The organism is Kibdelosporangium aridum (genome assembly GCF_900176515.1).
Lineage (GTDB): Bacteria > Actinomycetota > Actinomycetes > Mycobacteriales > Pseudonocardiaceae > Kibdelosporangium > Kibdelosporangium aridum.
Genome location: NZ_FWXV01000031.1, coordinates 1 through 21,843, shown reverse-complemented (window position 1 = coordinate 21,843; position 21,843 = coordinate 1). Strand labels below are relative to the sequence as shown.

The following is a 21,843-nucleotide window of genomic DNA, read 5'->3' as shown; positions in this document are numbered from 1 at the left end:
TGGGGCCACCGGAGAATCCACGGCGAGCTGACCCGGCTCGGACATCGGATCGCCGCATCGACCGTCTGGAAGATCCTCAACTCGTCCGGCATCCATCCCGCACCGCGTCGCACCGGTCCCACCTGGAAACAGTTCCTGGCCAGCCAGGCCCACGGCATCATCGCCGCAGACTTCTTCCACATCGACACCGTCCTCGGCAAACGCCTTTATGCCCTGGTGTTCCTCGAGCACGGCACGCGGCGGCCACACATCGCCGGTGTCACCCAACACCCGACCCAGGAGTGGACGACACAACAAGCCCGCAACCTCACCGCCCAGTTCGGCACCCACTCATTCCGATTCCTGCTTCCCGACCGCGACGGGAACAACTCCTCGACGTTCGACGCCGTCTTCCAAGCCGACGAGATGGACATCCTGACCAGCGCACCCCGGGCACCGCGGATGACCACACACTGCGAACGTGTCATCAGAACCCTCCGCCCCCGAGCTCTGTGACCACGTTCTAATCCTCAACGAGACGCACGCCCGCCAGGTTCTCGCCGAATATCAGCAGCACTACAACCAGCACCGGCCTCACCAAGCCCGGCAACAACGACCACCCGAGACCCACCAACAGCCAGACACGGTACACACGACCAACGCCCGCAAGCCGCGACGCACCCGCATCCTCAATGGACTCATCAACGAATACCGATACGCTGCTTGACGTGCAACGATGACTTTTCGAGCGGTACATGACCGCACTTGATGCGCAATCAAGTGCGTATGTCGCCACGGCTTGTCCAATGAGCCAGCTGTCACGTCCTTGTAAATGTGGCGGCGTCAGATCTTGTCGGAGGGTGCGATGGCTCGCGTGGATGTTTTGATCGTGACAGCGCTGCTCGGGTACCTCAAGGCAGTCAACGACTTCGGCGCATTGGCCGCCCGAACACTCGTCGCCGAAGCCACCACCAAGATCGCCCAGCACAGCGCGGACACGACGCAGGCCATCGACGACCGCACAGCCCTCATCCACATGCCCGACGTCCTCGTGGAACTCGTCAGCGGCAGCGAGTAGGTCAGGCGCTGTTCAACCGATTGGACAGTCACGGAGGCCACACGCTGAAGTCGATGACCACGTGTGTTTCAGATCCGGTCGACCGGTCGACCTTGACGACGTCCACCTGAGCGACATTTCCGACGTCTGTCCTCACGCAGATATGAGAACCCTGGCGGATGTCTCGTAACGAGATGCGGTCGGTAAGACGTTCGGTCAGTGCTGCCAGGCAACGCTGGTAACCGGCGGATTCGCCGTGTTTGAGCAAGAACAACTGACGGCTGCCATGAGGTGTGTGAATCTCGTCCGGCTCAAGGACCAACTCGGCCAAACCACCGTCCATCTTGCACCTGTCGAGGAGATCGCCGAGTTGCGGCTGGCCGCCGCGGCCGGGTTGCGCGGCATCCAGATCGAGCTTGTCGGTCTTCGGGCAAAAGCCGGACGACGAGGTCAGCGGATAGCCGGTCTCCTGCTGGACAACAGGTCGAGTGCTCCCCTCTGCCGCATCTCCCGCACTGGTGGACACGGTCAGCATCACTGTCACGCTGACGATTATCGCGGCCAAAGTCAGGGCTGAGATGGCGATGGCGACACACCGACCGCCCGGCCTGGCGAAAAGCGGCCTGATCGGTTCGCCACGAGCCACCCGTTGAGCCGCCTCTGCCACAACGCCTGACAGCAGGGTCGACAACGGGACAGCGATCCACGCGAACACATTTGTCTTCAGATCAGTGGCGAAGTTGACCGCGATGGCAACCGTAGTAGTCGCACCGGCCACGGCCACTGCTGCCAGCATGGTGTGATTCTTTGTCACCCCGGTCCCCTATCTGTTCGCAACTGGCTGATGGCGCGAAGAAAGCGCAGTCGGCTAGTGGGGAAGCAGATGTCGGAATGCCGAGTTGAGCGCTGCCTCGGCCATCTTCGGGGTGATGCCCGCATTCGGCTGAGTCCGGTAGGTGCGGCTGGCGACGGGGCCCTCACCATCGAACCATTCAGTACACACTTCGAGGTCGATCACGGCGCCATCGGTGATCCGAAGCGGGGACTGCGGGTCGTCACCGTTGTGGAGTTCGTAGGCGAACCGCATTCCCACTCTGCCGTCGAATTCCTTCTCCTCCTGCGGCAGGGCCAGTGCCGAACGCACCAGGCCGAGCAGCTCGGCGCCGGTCGTCCCGGCGAGAACCGGAAGCACGTGCGCCACCTTCAGGGCGCGGTTGCGTACGTGGATCACGATCATCGGCAGCCCGGTCGAGGCTTGCGGGTACGGCGCGGGAAGGACGGGCATATCGAGCCTTTGGTCTCGCTGCCAGGTGCCGACGAGTTCGTTCGCGACCTTGGCCCAGCCGTCGCGGGCGACCAGATACCGGCGTGGCGACAGCACCAACGGCGGGTCGGTGTCGTCCAGCAGCACGACGAACACGAATGAGCGCCGTTCATTGACCTCGCGCGCAAGCGCGGCCGTCCACTCCAGTTCGACCCAGCGGCGATCGACGGCGTGCCCGGACCACAGCAGCACGAAGTAGTCGTACTGGCTCAAGGCATTGTTGATCGCGATCACGACGTCCCGCCCCAGCGGGATGCTGTCGTCGTCGACGAACGCTTCGAAGCCACGCGCCTTGAATTCCTTGGCGAGCAGCCTGGCCTGAGCCCGGTTGTCGCCCGCGAAGGACAGGAAGACCCGCGGCCGTGCCGCCTTGATCCGGTGCAGCACGTTTTTCCTTCCATTCGGCAAGAGTCCGGCGGATCGGACCGCCGCTGGTCTGCCAGCCCGTGTCTCCGTACAACGTCCAGCACGCCCACAAGGCAGGGTGTGCGTCACCGCATACGTCGAGCTGGGCCCGCTGGAGTGCCACATCTCTTGGCAGGTAACGAATGTAGCGTTCGAAACGGTCGAGCACCTTCGCGGCCGTCTTGTCGTCGGCGATCCACCTGGCCGCGACCACAGAGGACGCACCCGCGTGCATCGCGGCTCGGACAAGGCCGACGGCTTCGTCCCGGCCGAGCCGCTCAGCCATGCCGGACTCGCAGGCCCCGAGCACGACTGTGCCGCAGTACCGCAGCTCCAACTCCCGTAGCTGGCTGGCGCCCACTCGGCCGGCCGGTCCGTCGGGCGCGAGTTGCAGCCACGACAAGGGCGGATCACCCGGTTCGTGCTTGCCGTGACTGTCGATCCGCAGCAAGTGCCGCCGCTTGGCCGCCAGGTCCGCCCGCAACCGGGCAGGTGTGGCGTCTTCATCGGACACCGTCACCCGGTGCGGCGGCATGTCGGTGGCTGGGGTGAGACTGTCGGGTGGGCTCACCAGGAGTGAGTCATGGCCGCGCTGTCGCAACGACCGGAGGCGAAGCGGTCGCCGGGCGGACAGGCATGGCAGGTCGGACAGTGCGTAGCGGTGCCCGATCCGTTCGTCCGTGCCAGGTATCGCCATGGCCGCGAAGGGTACGACCGACAGCGTCCGGCCCGCGACGATCGCGATCCGTTTGACTTGCTGGGGAATCACGCCGAGCACGCTGCCGATCCCGATCTGGTCGGCGATCACCGCGAGGTTCTTGTCGAACACGCCGGTGTTCATGGCTTGTTCCACCATATCCGCCCGGCTCATATACGCCTCGAGCTGCATGATCGCGTTGTTGAGCCGGTTGGTCGCAACCGCCGTGGCGAAGTAGTGCAGCACGCCGGGGCCGATCAGGGCGTGGTGTATCCCGTCCGGCGCCGGGCGCATCATCCAGACCAGCTGGGACCGGGAGATGTCACGGGTGATCTCCCGCAGCCACCGTTGGCAGCCGGAGAGATCGTTGACCTGCGGAAGGTTCCGGACGGCGCCGCCGTCCACGATGGCGCTGAGGATCGTCGCGCCGCGGGCGGCCTCCATCGCGACAACCACGGCCGCGGCGGCGTTCTCCCCAAGCCGGTCGACTGCCCGCGCGGCGTACCGGATCCGGCTGTCGTGCTCATCCTCGGATGCCAGCAGCATCCCCACCCGCACCACGTCGGTGATCTTCTGCAGCGCGGCGACCTCTTCTTCGAGACGGTGCGCGGTACCCCAGCAGGACATTGCCGTGTCGTCGTCCCCAGCGTCGGCGTGAGCGTCGCCGAGCAGGCGCAGCGCGCAGATCTGGACCTCGGCGAAGGAATTCTCCCCGGCCTGCCTGGCCGCCTCGGTGAGCTGTCCGATCGCCTGCGAGCGGTATTCCACCTCCCTCGTCCGCACATACCTGGCCAGCTCGAGCTCCCCGGCGGCCAGCCGCCATGTACAGCCGTCGCGGGCGGTGCCAGCCCGATCGCGCCAGTGCACGAGCAGGTTCTCAGCCTCGTCGAGCCGGTCCGCGTCGATCATGCGGCGAGCGTGCTGGACCGCTTGACCGAAGCGGGGCGAAAGCGGCGCATTCGCTGGCGTGTCAAAGGACAACCGGGCCAGCCACTCCTTGGCCGCCGTCCGGTCGGGCCAGTCCTCAGCCGCTTCCGCCAACAGGGGCGAGAGCCGCTCCGCCGCCGCACGCTGACCAGTCAGGTGTAGCAGCACGACGAGTTCGGCCAGCAAGGGCAGCCGCAACGCCCGGTCGACGTCGTCGCTGACTACTCCGCGCAACACCATCACGAGGGCTTCCTCATAGCGCAGTTGGCGTTTGAGTGACATGGCCAGCAGCAGGTAGTCGTCGACCGTCTGCGGCTCGCGCGGCAGCAACTCCGGCGGGACCGGTTCCTCGCCCAGCCGGACCGCGATCAGCACCCGGTCACGGTCGATGGCTGCCGCCCCGGCCTCGTTGCCTGCCAGCAAGAACAGGTGCCGTGCCGCGGACAGCTTGGCCGCCGCGGTGTCCAGGTCGTCGCGGTCGGCCGCCGCCAGCCCTTCGACGCGCAGCAGCCTGGCGTGATCGTCCGGCTTCAGTGCCAGTGACGGGTCGCCGAGGCTGGACCGGATCGTCGCCGCGTCGGTGGCGGCTGAGGTGTGATCGCCAGCCGACGAGTGTGCCTCCGCTCGCACGAGCCGGACGATGTGGTGGCCAGGCTCAGCCGCGAGGTACTCGTCGCATCGACTGATCGTCAGGCTTGCCGCAGCCAGTGCATGCAGTCGACCGACGTGGTCGACCTCCAACGCGCGGCGTGTCCCGGCATTCCCTGCGGCCAGTCCGACGGCCTGCGCGTAAGCCGCGTCGACACCGGACGGATCCGCCCGAGCGAACGCCGCCTGAGCACGGACAAGTGCCTTGGCGATCGGATCGTCCGGGTCGAGCTCAACCGTCACTGGCTGCATCCCTCCAGCGGACGGCCGGTGTCGGGGCACACGAGGAGAACCACATCGCCGCGCACTGGCTTCGCCGCACCGCCAGGAGGTGCGGTCGTAGTGGTGGCGCTGGTGCTGGTCGGGACCGGATTGTTGTTACCGGGCACGGGGATTCGTCCACCCGGCGGCGGCGGATTACCCCTGCCTCCTTGCGGCGGGACACGATCGAAGCGCGACCACTGCGCCCCGAAATCCCATCGGATCTCCGGTCCGAGTGCCAGGCTGCCCTCTCGTACGTCCTCCCGCACCTCGGTCTCCCGGAACGTCACGTTCAGCTCACGGTCCAGCGAGCTCGAAAGGATCGGACCGTCCTGTTGCGCCAGTGTCGAGCGGATGTACACGTACCTGTGGTTCTCGACGTCCCCCAACTTGCCGTGTCTCAGTCGCGTGTCAGGCATGTCCCGTAGTTCGTTCTTGCCGACGAAATGGGCGACGTCGCCGTTCAGCCGCAACATCGGCATGTACGGCGTCGCGGCCGGGCCAAGCGCGTCCAACACGCGTGCGGCCCAGGGATGGTCGGCGGGGGCAATGCGGATCTCCTCGGCGTTGACGAACGCCACGGCGTCGTCGTCAACGCGGACAGCGCGGAAGTCCTTGTCCTGCTTGGCATCCGCCATGGCCTTGGTGATCTGCGGGAAGTGCCGGGCCAGTGGCGCGCCGGACATCGTGCCGCGGACTCCCACCACCGGATCATTCGCGGACACCACGACACGTCCGTCAACGATGTAGGCGGTGCCAGTGGTTTTCCCGTCCGGTGCGGTCACGCGCACCTTCACGGCGGAGGACGGCGGTGCGTCCGATGCCGTGAGCACGACTGGCTGGTCACCGGCCGCGGGACTGAACTTCACCCATTGCGTGGACGGCACATCGGGATGCGCGACCATCGTGGCGAAGCCGAACTGGGCCGAGCCGTTGTTCTCGCCCGGCGATCCGAGGCGGAAAGCCAGATCGGCGCCTGGTGGCGGCGCGTCGCCGGTGATCGACATCCACGGCTCATCCTGGCCGCCCAACCGGTACTGCGGCGGGCCACGTGGTGCGTCGTAACGAAACAGCACGTCGTTCGTGGCCGCGAGGGAGAGTTTGGCCTGGACGGTCTCGAGGAAAGTCTTGGCCCGGTCGAGGAAACCCCGGCGCCACCGCAGCGTGACCACGTCATCTTGGTGTCCCGCGGTGAACTCGCCGAAGTCCTTTCCCTGCACCTCGACCTTCACCGACACATGCCCGTTTCCGGCCTTCAGCACGGTTTTGACCAGGCGGGGAGCGGTCTCCGACAGCCACACCTTCAACGCGCCCAGCGGCGCGACCCGCTTGCCGGTAGCGGTTTCCCGCACCTCGGCGGCGCCGTCCGGAGTGGTGGTGAACGTGCGTTCCCGGCTTTCCTCGATCTTGCCCGTCGACCCGACTGAGACGTCCGTCTTGTGGCCCGACCCGGTCGCCTGGTCGAAGGCCGACTTGCCGTCGACGAGTCCGGCCCGGCTGATCGGTCCTGGCAGGGTGGCGTCGAAGTCCTGGCCGCCGACCCGCCCGGTGCGGTCACCGAGCGAGACACCGCCGGAGATCGAGTGCAAGCCGCAGGACAGCGTGACCTTCGACGGCTTGGTCAGCAGGGACTCCTGCTTGGCCGACGGCGGGTTCACGAACAGGATCGGTTCGCGCTCCCGCAGTTTGTCGTTACGCGCGTACCAGTCCTTGAAAGTGAGGTCCGAGCGGATCGCACCGTCGTGAAGTTGCGGTAGCCGCGCCGAAGTCTTCGCGGTGAGCCAGTCGAGCGCACCGCTCCAGCGCATGATCTGGTCAAGCCGCTGGTACTCCGGCTCGTAGTCGGCGACATCCTGGTAGTGCTGGTCCCACCAGCGTAGGCCGCGGCCGAACCCGAAGCTGGGCTCGATCTCCTTGCCGCCGTCGGCGTCCGACCGGCTGAACAGCCGGGTGGACTGCGCGCCGATGCTGATCCGGTCACCGGTGGCCGCGAACGCGGAGTCGTTCTGGCCGAACCACAGCCGCCCGGACTCGCCACCCGAATCGCTGGGGCTGTCGCAGTGACTCCACGGGATCACCGCGTCCGGATCCGGGACGAATCCGCCGACTGCCTTGGCCGGTACCCCGGAGCCGACGCCTTTGACCCAGTCCTTGGCGATCAAATCGGTGTAGAACAAGGTCATGCCGACGCCGGTGCCTTCGAGCCCGCCGTCGTAACGGGCTTGCGCATAGGCGCCCTGGCGCTGGATCAGCGAATGCAGGCCCCAGAGCTGGTTGCGATCCGCGGGCAGCCCGGCCGGCACCGGGTCGTTGAACAGCAGTGCTTTCAGCACGTGGTCCGCGACGTCCCCGGCCGAGCTGAACGACGAACCGCTCCAGCGGTCGGCCAGGATCCGGTCGGCCAGCTCAGGGCTCAGTTGCGGGAGCACCGCCAGCACGTCGTCCCTGTTCTCCGACGGCCCCGGATCCAGCGAAAAGCCGGGCCGCGGCCCTGAGGATCGCAGATATCCCCGCTGCAGCACCGAAATGTCCTCGTGGCTGACCTGTGGGCCCGCGCCGGCCGGCCAGTTCCACCCGGACGCCAGGATGTCGGTACCCTTGATCTCCACTGTGGACAGATAGTGGGTGCGGCCGAGGAAGTCGGCCAACGCCGGGGAATCGTTGACCCGCATCGTGACGTATCCGTGTGCGGCACGGACATCGGCGGTGCGCGCGGGCACCTCAGCGATCAGCCGGATCGTCCGCGTACCCGAGTCGATCTCGTAGCGGTGGACCTGAACCTGATCCGGATCCGCCCCGGAGTCGGTGCGGTACTGATCGAGTTGCAGCCCGATGGTGCGGTCAAGATGCGGATCGCCGCGCGGCACCAGCACGTGCAGCGTGCCTTTTCCGTCGGGCAGGGCGCGACCAGGTCCGGTGGGCTGCCGGGTGAGGTCGGCGAAACCCGCGTCCCGGACCGGCAGGGTGTCGTAGGCCGCGTCCCGCAGCCGCGCGGTGTCCAGGCCAAGGTGGGACGCGAGGCCGAAACGGGCCCAGTCCCGCAGTTGCTCCTGTGTCTCGGTCTCATCCAGACCACTGAGCCTGCTTGCCGCTCCGGCGTACGAGATCTGGAACTGGGCCACCGCGGGTGGCTCCGGCCGATCCGGCGGCGGTGCCGAGGGCTGACTCGTGCACCCGGCCAGTACTGCCGCGAGGAGCATCACGATCGCCGGACGGATTCGGGCAACCCGGCGAATCACCGCCCGCCACCCCCGCCTTCGGTCCGCACCGGCGGGGTGACGGTGACCGTGACGCCCTGAGGTGGTGGCGGGGACACCGGCGCCGGCCAGAACACCCAAGTCAGGAAAGCGGTGAGAACACTGACCAGTACGGCGACCGCGAGTGCCACACCCTGCAGCCGCTGGCGCGCTTCGAACCTGCGCAAGACCCGGCCGACATTCACGTCGTGCCCGTGATCGTCGTCCCAGAGCTTGCGCAGTTCCCCGACGTACGACTGGCGTGCAGCGACGGGCAGATCGTCCGTGCCGAGCAGGTCGAGAATGCCGTGCACGTCAAGGGAACCGGCGGGTCGCATGGCTCCGCGCCTTCCCCGGTTCTCCCCCACGGGCGGTGCGGGTTGGGGATTGCTGTAGTTGCCGTACAAGCCTGAACCCGTGGCGGAAGCTGTCCACGGCTCGGGGTTTGGTTGCCGTGGCTGAGGATCGTGGGATGGCCGTGGTACGCGCTGCTCCTGCATCGGTGGCTCGCCACGGTAGGCGGGCTGACTCCATACCGTCCGCGTACCGTTGTTCAGCAGGTCGGCAACCCGTGCCTCGTGGCCTCGGCTGTGCGACAGCCTGTGTGTCACATCGGCCTCGAACTGACTGGGGTCCTTGAGATAGGCGTCGACCAGTTCCATCGCCAGCGCGGCGTACTGGTCGTCGTTGATCGGCTCGTCGACCTCGACCCGCTGGCGTTCGGTCACTCCCGAGTCCGGCCGGGACCGCACGCACCAGAACCGCGGCGCCCCCGGGATCTGGGGTGAAGCCTCGGAACTGGTGTCCGACACCTCGTAGGTCGAGAACGTCCACGTGAACTCGGGCAGTACCGGACCCAGCACACCACGCGCGAGTGTCAGCAGCGGAAGCGGATCCGGGTGGTTGAGCACGGCGAAGTACGCCGAGTGCGTCGCGAGTACCGCTCGCACCAGATTCATCAGCGCGGCACGGTAATGCCCTGCGTTCAGCAACGCGGTGTCCTGCCACCTCGTCACCAGATGAGACCATTTGTCCCGGCGGGCCGGGAGCAGTTGCTGCCCGGCATGCTCACGCCGCCAACCGTCCCATTCGGACAAGTACAAGGCGTACGGGGCGAGCGCCTGCGCTCGGCCGATCAGCGCGTGCGAGTTGTTCCGGCCGACTTCCCCCGAGCGGAAGCGGGCTAGCAACGCTGCCGAGCCGTCCGGGTATTCGAAGTAGGAGAACGCCTCGTCCGGCATCCACTGCTCGGACCGGATGTACGTCGGCGACAGCCGGTTGTACCGGTTGAGCCGGGCGTCCCAGTCGAGCACGTCCTGCTGCCGCAGGCCGCCGGACCAGGTCACCGGGCCGATCCCGCCTTTCCCGGTCAGCCCGAACAGGATCTGTTCGATCGCAGTGTCCTCGTTGGGCCCGGTCATCTGCCCACCCGTTCAGCTTGCTGGCCGGTGATCACACCGGACATGGCGAACAGGGCGAGCAACGGCGTGAGCACCCGCCGCGGCCGGATACCGGCCGGGAACCTGTCGTCGCTGGCCACCGCGCCGCCGGTCGCCGACACGAAGTGCAAGGTGCAGCGCTCGAACTCGTTGTAGAGCCGGGTCATCGAGCTCGAACCCGCGCTGAGCAGCGCGTAGACATCCCTGCTCTCGGCAAGCAGTTGCTCGGCTGACACCTGGCCGCCGGGATCGTGCCGGATCCATCTGTCGACCGGGCGGACGTAGCGCAGCCGGTCCGATTTGGTCAGTGCGATCGCCGCGGGCAGGTGCCGTCCGCCCGACGGCAGCCTGCCGACGGCCTCCCACACGAACTCGTTGGAGGCCCCGAGCGGGCCGGACAGTGACGGATCGTCGCGGATGTCGCGTTCTTCGGCGGAGTTGCGGAACACATGTGGCGCGTCCTCGACGAACAGCAACGCACCCGCGTTGACCAGGAACCGGGTCAGCCGGGTGTTCTCCGAGTTGCGGAAGTCCTCACCGGCCACGTCGAAGAACACCAGCGCCCGCTTGACCTTCCCGCATTCCACGACCAGCGAGGCGAGATACGTGCCCGCCTCGTTGCGGGTGCCCGGCAGCCGCCGGCCGTTCTCGAACGGGTCGAGGTAGTTCCGCTTGAACGTGACGTGCTGGTAGAAGTCCAGTGGCTGCGCCCGCAGCCCGGCACTGCCTGCCGCGGCACTGTGCAGCAGTTCCCTGATCATCGCGACGACCAGATGCGTCTTGCCCGACCTCGGCCTGCCGACGAGCGCGACCACGAGCGGGTCGTCGTAGTCGGCGTACATCACCGGCAGGTGGTGCTCCGGACTGTCGTGCGACGGGTTAGGACATCGCACGTACCACCTGCGCCGAGCGTCCTCCTCCTTCTTCGGGTTGCCCGCAGCGGGTGGCTCGGCTGGTTCGTACTTGCCGTCGCGCGGGGAGTACTCCAGCGGTTCGCTCTCGTCCCACACGAACGTGTCGAGACAGGTCGGACAGGTCACTTTCTTCCCGGCTGTCTTCGCCGTGCTCGCGGTCACGACAATCCTCCCAACACGACAAAGACCAGCAGAGCGATCACCACGAGAGCTCCGGCGATCAGCAGCACCCGGTTGCAAGCCGGGAATCCCGGCGCCGGTTGGGGCGGTCGCACCGGCGATATCCGGACCGTGTCCGGTTGTGGTGGCATCTTGCGTTTGCGGGCCTCGTCGAACTCGGCCCGGCCCGCCCTCAGTTCGTCCGGCACGTCCAGTACTGGCACGCTCACCGGTGCCAAGCGCCGCACCACGTCGATCGCCGACGGGCGGGCGCCCGGCTCGCCGAACACGTCCGGCAACTGTGAGCCGAGCCATGCGACTTCGGCCAGGTCCACGTGATCACCCACCACGGGTACACCGGTGAACGCCTCATGCACGACCTTCCCCGCGGCCAGCACGTCGTCATCGGGACGGGCAGCGCCGCGCCCGTCATCCCTTGGCTCACCGAAGAACGCGGCGTGCTCGAAGGTCACGATCTGCGGGGACGTGCCATCCAGGTAAACCGTGTCCATCCGCAGTGAGTTGTGCGCTACCTCGACCATGCCGAGGTATGCGACGGCCTGGAACAGGGAGCCCGCGAACTGTTCGAGGCCCGCCCGCAGCAGGCCGCCGACCACCTCGGACGCGGGGACGCCACGCCAGTCGGCGGTCAGCGCCCAGGGGTCCGGGCTATCCATGTCATAGCCGACAAGGGCGGGGAACGGCCCGGTCGCCGAGAAGGCATGGGTGAGCCGGGCGAGCGCGCGGATCTCGTTGTCCAGCAACAGGCGTTTCGTCTCGTCCGGCTCATCGGGCAGGCTGCGGCGCACCAGCGTCGTACCGTCCACAGTGCGCACTCGTTGGGTGACCAGTTCCGAGCCGGGCACGGTGAACAGCTGGTCCCCCTTGACCTCCCACCTGGTGGGCCTGCCGTTGAGAGTGCGTCCGACGAGAACCACCGATTCGGTTATCTCAGTCACGGGTGCCGTCCATCGGTCGGTCGGGATCGGTATAGGTCGGTTGCTCGTGCACCACCCGGCCCGCGCCCAGCGGGACCAGCCTCAGCAGGCCGATCATGTCGAGGCCGGTGGCGATGACGTCGGCCGACGCGGGACCGTCGAGCACGATGTGCTGGACCGCCGCAGGCGCGAAACGCAGGACATGGACGTCGTTCCATGCCACGTTGAGCATCCTGACGTCGCCGGTCTGGCAGAGCTGCACGAGCTCTTCGCGGCCGTCGCTACGCAGCAGACGGCGGCCCGCGTCCGACCGCCACAGCGCGCGGCTCAGCGCCTCTCGCGCACTGCTCTCGTCCACCATCGGCGGTCTGTTGTGGACACCATGACGGTCGAGAAAGTCCTGATACTCCGTGAGATCACGCTCCACTGTGGCGCGCAGCGCGTCGGGAGCGGTGGTGGTCAACGGCAAGTCGGTGCCGATGACGAGCAGATAGTCCTCAAGGGCACGCATGGCCAGCGAGGCCAGGTCGCCACGCAGCACCGTCAGCAACTCGGCCATGGCAGTGCCGTGCGAGGTCTGCTCAGGTACGCGGTCGCGTGCCGCCCAGTCGCCGAACACCCGGTCCAGCGTGTTGACACCGGAGGCGAGCAGCAGCGTGGCATCTGACAACCGCTGGCCGCGCCGCAGGGAACGGCCGCGGTCCCGGATCCTTTTGTCCACAATGGACCAGACGCGTGCGGCGAGCTCCCGCGTTTGGACCACCCGCAGGGTCCGCGTCCACCGGCCGATGGTGTGGCGCCACGCTGCCACCGTGACACCGAACGCGAGGGCAACTGTCGCAGCCACAACGATCACGTCCCCGGCAACGGGCACGTCGACTGACGGGAGGAGCGTACCGGCGAGGACTCCGGCCGCTGCTATGACTGGGCCACAAGCGATCGCGGCCCAGTCCAACCGCCGCTGCCCGGACGGCACCCACCCGGGCAGCCGCCAGACGAACAACGCGGTCAGGGCCGCCCACGCCAGGCCTGTGCCACCGCCCACCAGGTTCGACGAGGTCAACCACGTTGTCGCGGCGGTCGTGAGACCGGTCAGCACGGTCATCGCAGCCATCGGCAGCGGCCAGATCGCGGGACCCGCCGGCCCATATGTCCTGGACGGCAGGCGTCCCGCCACGGCGGTCAGTTCGGCGCGGGCCTGCCCACTGCCTTCGATCCCGCTCTGGTTCGATATCCGCCGCAGGTCAGCGGCGAGGTCGCGAAGCGAACGGCCGTCGCGCAGCCCTGTGGCCACGAGCTCGCGGAGTTCGGTTGCCAGCGCGGGATTGTCGGGCGGTTCGGCAGGCGGGATGCCGGCCCTCGCCAGCCGCTGCGCCGACACCTGTCCCGCGGATTCGTTGTCCAGCAACGTCAGCAGCTCGTTGATCTGGGCCAGGTGGTTGTCGAACGCCGCCACCGTCGCAGCGGTGTCCACACGTGGACGGCCCGTCAGCAACGCCTGGAAACCCGGCGCCGCCGCGGCCGCTGACGCCATCGCGTCGATCGCACGACGCAGTGCCTGCCTGCTCTCCTCCAGAGGTGAGCCTGCCGCTATCACACTGTGCGGTTGATCGGGGTCATGCCGCTGGACCGGCGTGGGCGGCAGGACAGGGCCGGTCAAGCTGTGCCGGACGAACTCGTCCAACGCCTTGGCACGCAGGAACCGCAACTCGTCGGCGTCGGCCGCCGGGCGAATGACGTCAAGGCCCGGGCACGCCGTCTGGTACGGCACGAGCCGGACGGCTTCGAAGACCTCGTCGAAAACTCCCTTGTCGCTCAGGGCCATGATCAGGTCCGGCAGGGCGGGCGGGCCGTCGGTGATCGGCCGCGGCCGGTCGGTGCCACCCGCCCACCTGCTGCCCCACTCGTCACCGACCCACAGCGTGACACCAGCGGCCTGCAAGGCCGCCGACTGGCGCAACGCGACTTCGTCGTCGTCGATGGGGCCGACCGCCACACAGATCACCGCTCGGACCTGACGCAGCGAGACCAGCCGCTGGAACCGGATGTGGTTGTCCAGCAACGACTCGGTGTTGTCGATCACGACAACACGATCGACAAGGCCGCGTCGCTGCGCGGTCACCCGGTCCAGCTTGTCCAAAAAGGACACGTCGGGACCGTCGTGCCGGATGTCCAGCACCCGGACCGGGGGTTCACTGTGGCTGGTCACTGCACCACCACTTGTAGAGGTCGGCGAGGTTGTCCTGGTGCGCGTCCTCGGCGCCACGGAAATCCAGTGCCATCGCGTCCGGGAAGGTGCTCGTCCAGAACTCGTGCACGGCCTCAAGCCTGCGCCGCCCGGAGGCCTTGCCCTCGGCGAGCATCATCGCTGTCCTGGCCGCCTGGTCGTCCGCGAGCTCCACCAGTGCGCGAAACAGCGCGGACGGGTTTCGCAGGTCGTGATCCAGCCCGACCGGCCGGACTTCCATCAGCCGGTCGCAGAAGTCCTGACGGATCTGCTCACTGTCGGCCAGCACCCAACGTTCGTACTCGCCGAGCAGGCTGTTCCAGCTCGACAGCCGGGCGTAGCGGGTCAGGTCCAGACGCATGTGGACCTCGGAGTCGCCGAGGTACAGATCGATCGACTCCGGCGAGGAGATGTCCCCGACGACGTGCAGGTCGTCGTTCCACGCCGCGCAGAGGATGTGGTGCAGGATCCGGGTACGGTCCTCCGCTGTCGTGGCCAGGTAGCCGAATCGGTACCCGGTGCGCTGACGCCACTGCAGGAAGTCGTTCTTGCGGCCGTCGGCGATCGCGTCCGCCCAGTACACCAGCACCTTCTGCACCTCGGGCACCTCCGTGAGGCCCATCGAGGAACGAAACAGCACCACCGCGATCGACTCGGCGTCGATCGGGCGGAACTCCGGGATCGCGGCGACCTCACGCGGCAGGTTGACCTCCTGGCGCAGGAACTTCTCCAGATCGGCGTCCCGTTTGCCCGCAGGCGACGGATAGGAGAACAGGATCTTGAGCCTGCCGCCTCCGCTGGGCGCGAACCCGCCTGGCACAAGGCCTGCGAGCTTCTCGGTGAACTGGGCCAGATCGTCCTCGCCGACCAATCCACGGGTGCGGCCCGCGGCTGCGGCGAGCAGATCGTGCAGGCTCGGCAGCAGCGGCTGGGTCGCCTCGTCGCGGTAACGGAACAGCCGCACCACCTCAGTTTTGATCATGTCACGCAGCATCGCCACGGCGCGTGCGGGCCCATCGGTGTTGCCGAGCTCCCGGAACTTCGCGAAAGCGTTGCTCCATCCCTGCTTACCGACGATCGCGTCGAGCACCATGGCCGGTGTCGCCGTGGGGTGCAGCCGGTTCTCCTCGACGTAGACCGAGATCAGCCTGCGTACCACCGCTTCGTGGAAAGCCAGCAGCTGTCCCTGGCGCGGCAACAGGTACGACACACCGACCCGTGGCTCGTAGAGCGCCTTGGCCCGACGGGCGAACCTGGTGTCCTCGGTCCGGGCGTGCTCACGGAACCCTTCCACGAGCGCGATGATCTCCCGCTCCACCGACCGCAGCTTGCGCTCCCAGTGCGGCGCCTGGGTCTCCCACGCCGCGTGCCAGGCCCGCTGCGCACGCCACTGGTACCAGTCGTCCTGGCGCTTCATGGACGCACGCACCAGCGGATCGGCGGCGCGAACCTTCTTCCACCACTTCACCTTCCGGACATCCGGGACCGGGCCGCCCAGCGAAATCCCCTGCGGCGCGGCTGGTTCGGCCCGCCTGCTCTCTACCAGCTTGAGGAAACCCATCTTGGTCAACGGATCGGTCAGCGACTGCTCGCCGAGCAAGACCCTGGCGAGCCGGAAGACGCCGGTCTCGCCGACCATCATCGTGGCGGCGCGACCGGGGTCGAACTTGCGCGCCAGGTCCGGCACCTGCTGAGCGAGCGTCTGGTCCAGCGCCTGAAGGCCCGACTCCATGGCCCGCTTGCGGGTGTTCAGCATGGCGAGGATCGCGTCGACGCCGTCCACCGCCTGCGGTGAGGTGAACGTCAACGGCGCCCGCTGCAACAGCGAATCGATGTTGGCGTCCTGGAACATCCGGACGATCAGGTCCCGGTTGTTCTCCCCGGCGATGCCGCCCGGATTGGCCATCTCGTTGACCGCGTCCGCGAGCAAGCGTGAGCTGACGATGTCGGCGAGATCCTCGACCGGCACGGTCATCGACGCGACGGCGCTGGTCGAGACGCCGCGCTTGCCGATGCCGGTGGCCGCCGGAACTCCGCGTTCGGCCGCGCTGTTGATGAAACTGTCCGCGAAGGACTGGAAGTTGCGGTCCATGTACTGCCCGCCGTCGATCTCGGTGGGCAGGTCGGTTCCGATCAGTGACAGCAGCAGCGAGACAACCGACCGGTGCAGGTCGTCCCGGTGCATGCCCGCGGTCAGGCTGAAGAGGAACGCGGTCTGCACCGTCGAAGCACGAAGCCGGATCTCGTTGCCACCCGGGTAGCGCACGGACAGCGCGCCGCTGATGCCTTTGCGGTCCAGCGCTGTGCCCGCGACTTGTGAGTTCTGGTCGTCGACGAGGCGGAACAGGTCCAAAAGGGAACGAGCCGCGTTGAGCTCAGCCGGCCTGCCACCGCCGAGTCCCTCTTGGAACGCCGACGGCATCAGCACGAGCGGGAAAATTCTCGCCTTGTACTTCTGGTCGTTGAGCGCGTCACCGATCAGGTGCAGGTAGTCGTAGAACAATCCGGCGCCGGTGCCCCCGGCCACCGAGAACGCCACGAAGACGTCCACCGAGTCCCGCAGCTTGCCGCCCAGCCGGGACAGCTGGCCACCGGAGTTGCTGATCTGGCCGACGGCTCTCAGCAGTGAGGTCCGCGCGGGGGCGAGGCCCGACCGGAACGTCTCGAACAGCGCCGCCCGGCCCACCGTCGGAAACTGCCCCGCACCCTTGGCAAGCGGACCCACCCTCGGTTCGTCCTGCGGTGGTGGGAGCCAGTCCTCGACCACCGACGCCGCGCTCAGCCGAAGGCTGCGCGCAACCTCTGGATAGGTGTCGTACGGCGGCACCAGTTCCCGCACCATGGTGTACGTGCGCTCAGCCGCAGGCAGGTGGCTGGGGCCTGGCACTACCCTGCTCTCGATATGCCCGAACTCGTCTTCGGCCAGGTCGGCGTACACGAACTGAAGGCACCCGGGCAGTTGGTAGGGCAGCATGGTCTCGCCTGGCATCCGTTCCCGCAGCGCGTTGCCGTCCGGCCCGCACAGCTCCTCGCGAAGCTTGCGTTCCAGCTCCGCGCCGATCCGGCAGCCGGTGCCGCCCAGTCCCACGAACAACATCGGCTGATATATCTGCATCTCTCATCCTCCTGCGGGAGTACCGGTCCGAACGGGCATCACGAGCGGCCTCACAGGAGGGGGTCCTGCGACTGCTGGGGCCCTGGCGGTGAATAGAGGTCGTCCGGGGTACCGCCCCCGACGCTGACTGGCTCCTGTCCGTCACCGTAGGCAGGGTCGAGAACGACGATGGTCAGTCCGTCGCCCAGATCGACCTCCTGGCCGAGCTGCATCGTCCGCGCCCCGTCGAACGGGGTCTTCAATCGCAGGCCCTTGCGCGACCGGGTGAGCACAAAGGCCACCGGCTCGGTGACCTCGGCGATGTTCAACCTGGGTACCGGCCCCGAAGTGTCCACAGTGAACCGAAACTGCTTGGCCTTTTGGGCGGCGGTCTGCAGCGACACCCGGTGGCCGTCGCGGATCGCCTCCACCACAAGGCCTTCCACTTCCTGGTCGCGCCTACGAGCCACGAGGATGAGGGCGAACACGATCAAACCGGCGCCCAGCGCCGTGCCTGCGATCCACCGCAGCCACGGGAACGGGTAGCCCACTTCGACCGTGAACGACTTCTCGTGCAGGATCCGCGACGGATCCGCCGCGTCGACGATCCGGATCACTCCCGTGGTCGCGCCTTCCGGACTGGTGCTGCCGAACGCCATGTCGAAGTTCACCGTCGTAGTGCCCGGGTCGACTTCATGGACGGCCTTTTCAGCAGGCACAGTGATCGCGGCGTCGCCGTCGGCCTGTACCCCGATCTGGATCCGCTGCCGCTGGCCCGAGTTGTTGGAGATGGTGGCCGTGGCGGGCAGCGAGTCGCCAGGCTCCACCGTCGACGACAGCGTCGGCAATGTGGTTGTCGCCAGGACTGTGGGCAGCTGCGGAGCGATCGTGACGTTCGCGATCGCGTCGGCCGCGCTGATCCCCAGCCCTGTGACGCGGCCACGCAAGGACACTCCCTGTTGGGCGTCGGCGGGAATCGTCAGGCGGCCGGTGAAGGTGCCGTCCGCGGCGTCGTCTGGGTTCTGCCCGTTGTCCTGCAACGTGATCGGCCGGGCCGGGACGTTCTCGCCAGCCATCTCGGCAGTGAAACTCAACCCCTGCAACAGCTCCGGCCGAACGACCGGCTTCCCGCCGCGCAGTACCACCTTCAGTGACACCGTGACCTGCTGGCCCACCGCGGGAGACGGCGGATCGACATGGAGCACGGCCTGTGCCGCGCCCTGCCACGTGACCGCAGTCAGGACGTTCTGCGGCGGGACCTCAGGCGGCGACGTGACCCGAACCTTCCAGTCCCCTGGCGCCGGGTTGACCACCCGCAACACTTCGACCGCGCTATTCTCGCCGCTGGCCTGGAACTTCCCGCTGGCGGACTCGCCGGACTTGGACACCGGCTGGCCCTGCGGGTCGATGTACTCGACACTGATCCGGCTGTCATTCTTCACCACGATGATCGACCCGTCGGTGGCGATCGCCGGGATGGTCACCGGGACCTCGATGTCCCTGCCCGACCCGAGCTGGCTGTTGGTGACCGAGCCGACACCCACACACCTGCCGGAACTGAAGGAGCGCAGCAGTGCTCCGGTGACATCCTCGGAAGTGGACACAACCGTCGCCGACGGCTTGGGCACACTGGGACCACAGGAACCCTGGAACCCGCCTGCCGCGAACTGGTCGAGCGCGTTCTTGTCCACTTTTCCGAAGCCGAGTGGCCAGATCTGCACGCCTTTGTCCCTTGCGACGTCCAGGGTCTGGCGGATCACCTGTTGGGCCGCGTCGTTGCGTTGCTGAGCGGTTTTGTCCACTCCGTACCGCGGGCTGTCGCTGACGTCCAGCACCCCGTCCGTGAGCAGGAAGACCAGCTTCGGCCCGTCGGCGGGCGAGCCTTGCCCCAGGTAGCTCATCGCCTGCTTGAGCGCCTCGGCGTGGTCAGTCCCGTGCCCCTCGGCGGCAGCTCGTTTGCGCAGGCCGCCGATACACTGGGCGATCCGCTCCCGCTCGGGCGCGCCGGTGAGCAACAGTGGTGGACAAACGACGTCAACGGGCGGCTTGCTGCCGCTGTCACTGGCGAATCCGACAATCGACACGGTCGATCTGGTGGACAACTCCGACTGAGCCAGCAGGCTCGCCGCATTTTGTTCCCTGATCATGTCCTCTTGCCTGATACTGCCGGATTGGTCGACAAGTATCACTATCTGCGCGGGCTTGACGTCGATGTCCAGATTTTGTCCATTCGGTTGTTCGGCATGTGCCGAAACCAAGCAGCCCATAGAAATGAGTAATGCCCCTGTGAACGCCAACACAGCGAGACGCATAAGCCCAGGTCGTACCACTGCATTGTTTCTTGCCTCGCCGATCAAGGCCCCTCCACCGGTAACTTCGACAACCACGTACGGCCGGTCCAGGCCCCGCAGCCGACAATAGAGTAGCGAGCGTTATCGATTCCGACTACGTCTTTGACGAAACTCGAAGTTACGACGGACAGGACGCTTCATAGCGACCGACACCGAATGCTATAACCCTGATAAGGCGGTCGTGTCAAGCTACCGACCAGTACGAACTCCACCCCTTGGCGTGGACACGCAAATCATTTTCGCTGTGCACGGCCGGACTGCGATCATCTTTCCGTGTCCCGCATTTCGCAACCGTGACCAGAGCAAGGACCGGAGCCGTTCTGCCACCCGCGACCGCGAGTCGAACCGCGGATCAACAACCACATCAGATACACTTCCAGGTTGCCCTTGTGACACCAGTTGACGATTCGTGGCCACAACGAATTTGTCAACAATCCGTACGTGCGTCGTATGACAGCCCTGTGCCGCTCGAAAAGCCAATGCGCCTGGTCAGGGCACGCCACACTGAACATCACCGCCAGCTTCCCCGGTTCGTCGCATTTCTGGACGCTGCCGGTTTGCCCACGGTCACCGTCGCCGCTGCGCTGGCATGGGCTCAAGGCCCGGACGTCGACCCGGCCAGCAGCATGGCGCCGCGCCGGATGACGATCGCCCGCGGTTTCGCCCGCTACCTCGCCGGTCTGGACGACCGCACCGAAGTCCCGCCACCAGGGTTGATCGCCGGTCGGCGCCGCTGGCGACCGCCGTTCATCTACAGCCCCGCCGACATCGCCGCGTTGATGGCCCAGGCGCGCTGCCTGCACCATCCGCTGCCCGCAGCCACCTATGAGACGGTGATCGGGCTGCTGGCCGCCACCGGACTGCGGATCGGCGAAGCGATCCGGCTCGACCGCACCGACATCGACCGGGACGACGCCGTGCTCACCATCCGCAAATCGAAGTTCGGCAAGACCCGCATAGTTCCCATGCTCGAATCCACACTCCCCGCGCTCGACGACTACGCCCGCACCCGCGACCAGCTTTGCCCACACCCCGCCACGACGAGTTATGGTTCCAGCGGGCCTCAACCTCGTCGAGAAGCATTTCGAAGAACTGTGATGAGCGATGTCGCGGGTAGGCCCTCTACGGCTATCCAGGTAGCGCACGGCCGAGAGTTCAGTCCCTAACAGGACACCCGGGTAGTCACCCACTAAGATCGAATTGCCTGAGCCATTCCGTGTCCCCATCCGCGACCGTAGCCACGAGTGCTCCGCTGAGCAACATCATGTAGAGCACGAAGGGAATAACGCCACCGAAACGCTCTACGCCGTCGTTGAATGTGACGCCGGGTGCATCAGGGTGACCGATCAGGCTGGCGGCGTAGACGAGATCGTCCTCGACGACACCGAGCGTGTCAGACAGCCAGGTCACCGCATCGCGGGCCTGCTCTTGCGTGATGTGCCCACGGGCGGCGACGAGCCAATGCAGCAATACTGCCGACACAGCCACCGGATCAGCCGCGGAATCGTCACCCATGAACGATGTGGGTGGCGGGCCAGCGGTGGGATCCGTCAGCCAATTGGCAATGTCAGCCCGTATTCGCTTGGCAGCTCGCGCACGGGAGATCTCAGAGACATCCGGTTGTGGGATTGACCCGATTCGACAGACAAGGTCGACATGTGGTCAGGCTACCGTACGGCGGGTAGCGGGATTGGTGGTCGTTTCGTAGGCGGCTGGGCTGAGCTTAGTTAGCCGAATGCCTGTCAGCAACAAGAGGAAGTTGGGCTCGGACAGTTCGACGCGACCCCATCTTGGGGACGAGCCGTCAGAGCGTGGTTACACATCGCAACCGCAACAGCGGAGGCAGCGATTCCTCATCGCGGCTACTTAGAGACTTGGCGTAGGACCGATGTCTGGCCAGACTCGGTCCAGGTGCCTGGCGAGTCGCTCTCTCATTGCGGCTGCCCGCCGGTTGGTTGGCGTGGCTCTCTCATGGCTTGCGGTCTCGCCGGGCACCGCGTGAGGAGAGGCTCAAAAGGGGTTTGCCCAGCTCGAAGTAGCGGTGCCCTCCTTGCTGACACCTCATACCTCAGCCAAGGAGGAACCCGGTGACGGTGATCATCGGCATGGACCCCCACAAACGATCAGCCACGATCGAGGTGATCGACCAACGCGCACACGTCCTGGCGACCGGCACGTACGGCACCG

13 protein-coding genes and 2 pseudogenes are annotated in these 21,843 nt (G+C 66.8%); 4 read left to right on the top strand and 11 right to left on the bottom strand.

The window, feature by feature from the left end:
- From B9C43_RS58230 to B9C43_RS55080, 3 genes and pseudogenes are all read left to right on the top strand, one after another.
- A pseudogene (locus tag B9C43_RS58230) lies at positions 1 to 495 on the top strand (integrase core domain-containing protein); the annotation flags it as partial.
- Positions 461 to 706: an integrase core domain-containing protein gene (locus B9C43_RS58225; RefSeq protein WP_200826177.1), complete on the top strand. Its 246-nt coding sequence runs from the start codon at positions 461 to 463 to the stop codon at positions 704 to 706. The pseudogene B9C43_RS58230 and the gene B9C43_RS58225, both read left to right, overlap by 35 nt.
- Positions 707 to 853: 147 nt before the next feature.
- Complete coding sequence (locus B9C43_RS55080) at positions 854 to 1,057, top strand: hypothetical protein (RefSeq protein ID WP_143447312.1); 204 nt, start codon at positions 854 to 856, stop codon at positions 1,055 to 1,057.
- A gap of 28 nt (positions 1,058 to 1,085) precedes the next feature.
- Here the strand turns inward: B9C43_RS55080 and B9C43_RS55075 are convergent, their stop codons facing one another.
- The 10 genes and pseudogenes from B9C43_RS55075 to B9C43_RS55030 form a co-directional block, all read right to left on the bottom strand.
- Positions 1,086 to 1,832 (bottom strand): hypothetical protein, encoded by a 747-nt coding sequence (locus B9C43_RS55075; RefSeq protein ID WP_084435100.1) that lies wholly within the window; start codon positions 1,830 to 1,832, stop codon positions 1,086 to 1,088.
- Between the two features lie 72 nt (positions 1,833 to 1,904).
- Positions 1,905 to 2,891: a toll/interleukin-1 receptor domain-containing protein gene (locus tag B9C43_RS55070; protein WP_084435102.1), complete on the bottom strand. Its 987-nt coding sequence runs from the start codon at positions 2,889 to 2,891 to the stop codon at positions 1,905 to 1,907.
- Positions 2,821 to 3,606: pseudogene (locus B9C43_RS59515) on the bottom strand (CHAT domain-containing protein); the annotation flags it as partial. The gene B9C43_RS55070 and the pseudogene B9C43_RS59515, both read right to left, overlap by 71 nt.
- 1,670 nt (positions 3,607 to 5,276) lie before the next feature.
- Entirely contained in the window at positions 5,277 to 8,537 is a 3,261-nt protein-coding gene (locus B9C43_RS55060) for a hypothetical protein (RefSeq protein WP_143447311.1), read from the bottom strand.
- Positions 8,534 to 9,955 (bottom strand): hypothetical protein, encoded by a 1,422-nt coding sequence (locus B9C43_RS55055; RefSeq protein WP_084435097.1) that lies wholly within the window; start codon positions 9,953 to 9,955, stop codon positions 8,534 to 8,536. Before B9C43_RS55055 ends, B9C43_RS55060 begins: the two co-directional genes overlap by 4 nt.
- Entirely contained in the window at positions 9,952 to 11,049 is a 1,098-nt protein-coding gene (locus B9C43_RS55050; protein ID WP_084435096.1) for a TRAFAC clade GTPase domain-containing protein, read from the bottom strand. Before B9C43_RS55050 ends, B9C43_RS55055 begins: the two co-directional genes overlap by 4 nt.
- On the bottom strand, positions 11,046 to 12,005 hold the full coding sequence (locus B9C43_RS55045; RefSeq protein ID WP_084435095.1) for a hypothetical protein: 960 nt from the start codon (positions 12,003 to 12,005) through the stop codon (positions 11,046 to 11,048). The genes B9C43_RS55050 and B9C43_RS55045 overlap by 4 nt, the downstream gene beginning before the upstream one ends.
- Positions 11,998 to 14,193, bottom strand: a complete 2,196-nt coding sequence (locus tag B9C43_RS55040; RefSeq protein ID WP_084435094.1) for a hypothetical protein — start codon at positions 14,191 to 14,193, stop codon at positions 11,998 to 12,000. The genes B9C43_RS55045 and B9C43_RS55040 overlap by 8 nt, the downstream gene beginning before the upstream one ends.
- The gene (locus B9C43_RS55035) at positions 14,177 to 17,326 is read right to left on the bottom strand and encodes a tubulin-like doman-containing protein (protein WP_084435093.1); all 3,150 of its coding nucleotides are present in this window, start codon (positions 17,324 to 17,326) and stop codon (positions 14,177 to 14,179) included. Before B9C43_RS55035 ends, B9C43_RS55040 begins: the two co-directional genes overlap by 17 nt.
- A gap of 50 nt (positions 17,327 to 17,376) precedes the next feature.
- On the bottom strand, positions 17,377 to 19,563 hold the full coding sequence (locus tag B9C43_RS55030; protein WP_235039434.1) for a VWA domain-containing protein: 2,187 nt from the start codon (positions 19,561 to 19,563) through the stop codon (positions 17,377 to 17,379).
- A gap of 650 nt (positions 19,564 to 20,213) precedes the next feature.
- On the opposite strand from B9C43_RS55030, the gene B9C43_RS55025 reads away from it, so the two are divergent.
- Positions 20,214 to 20,822, top strand: coding sequence for a tyrosine-type recombinase/integrase (locus B9C43_RS55025; protein ID WP_200826176.1), 609 nt, complete (start codon positions 20,214 to 20,216; stop codon positions 20,820 to 20,822).
- Positions 20,823 to 20,838: 16 nt separating this feature from the next.
- On the opposite strand, the gene B9C43_RS55020 is transcribed toward B9C43_RS55025, so the two are convergent.
- Positions 20,839 to 21,171, bottom strand: a complete 333-nt coding sequence (locus B9C43_RS55020) for a hypothetical protein (RefSeq protein ID WP_200826175.1) — start codon at positions 21,169 to 21,171, stop codon at positions 20,839 to 20,841.
- Positions 21,172 to 21,843 lie beyond the last annotated feature (672 nt).

What these genes read in the sequence shown, in the direction of transcription:
- B9C43_RS55035 (WP_084435093.1), bottom strand. Translation starts at nt 17,326, where the DNA reads ATGCAGATATATCAGCCGATGTTGTTCGTGGGACTGGGCGGCACCGGC.
- B9C43_RS55055 (WP_084435097.1), bottom strand. Translation starts at nt 9,955, where the DNA reads ATGACCGGGCCCAACGAGGACACTGCGATCGAACAGATCCTGTTCGGG.
- B9C43_RS55070 (WP_084435102.1), bottom strand. Translation starts at nt 2,891, where the DNA reads ATGTGGCACTCCAGCGGGCCCAGCTCGACGTATGCGGTGACGCACACC.
- B9C43_RS55075 (WP_084435100.1), bottom strand. Translation starts at nt 1,832, where the DNA reads ATGCTGGCAGCAGTGGCCGTGGCCGGTGCGACTACTACGGTTGCCATC.
- B9C43_RS55020 (WP_200826175.1), bottom strand. Translation starts at nt 21,171, where the DNA reads ATGGGTGACGATTCCGCGGCTGATCCGGTGGCTGTGTCGGCAGTATTG.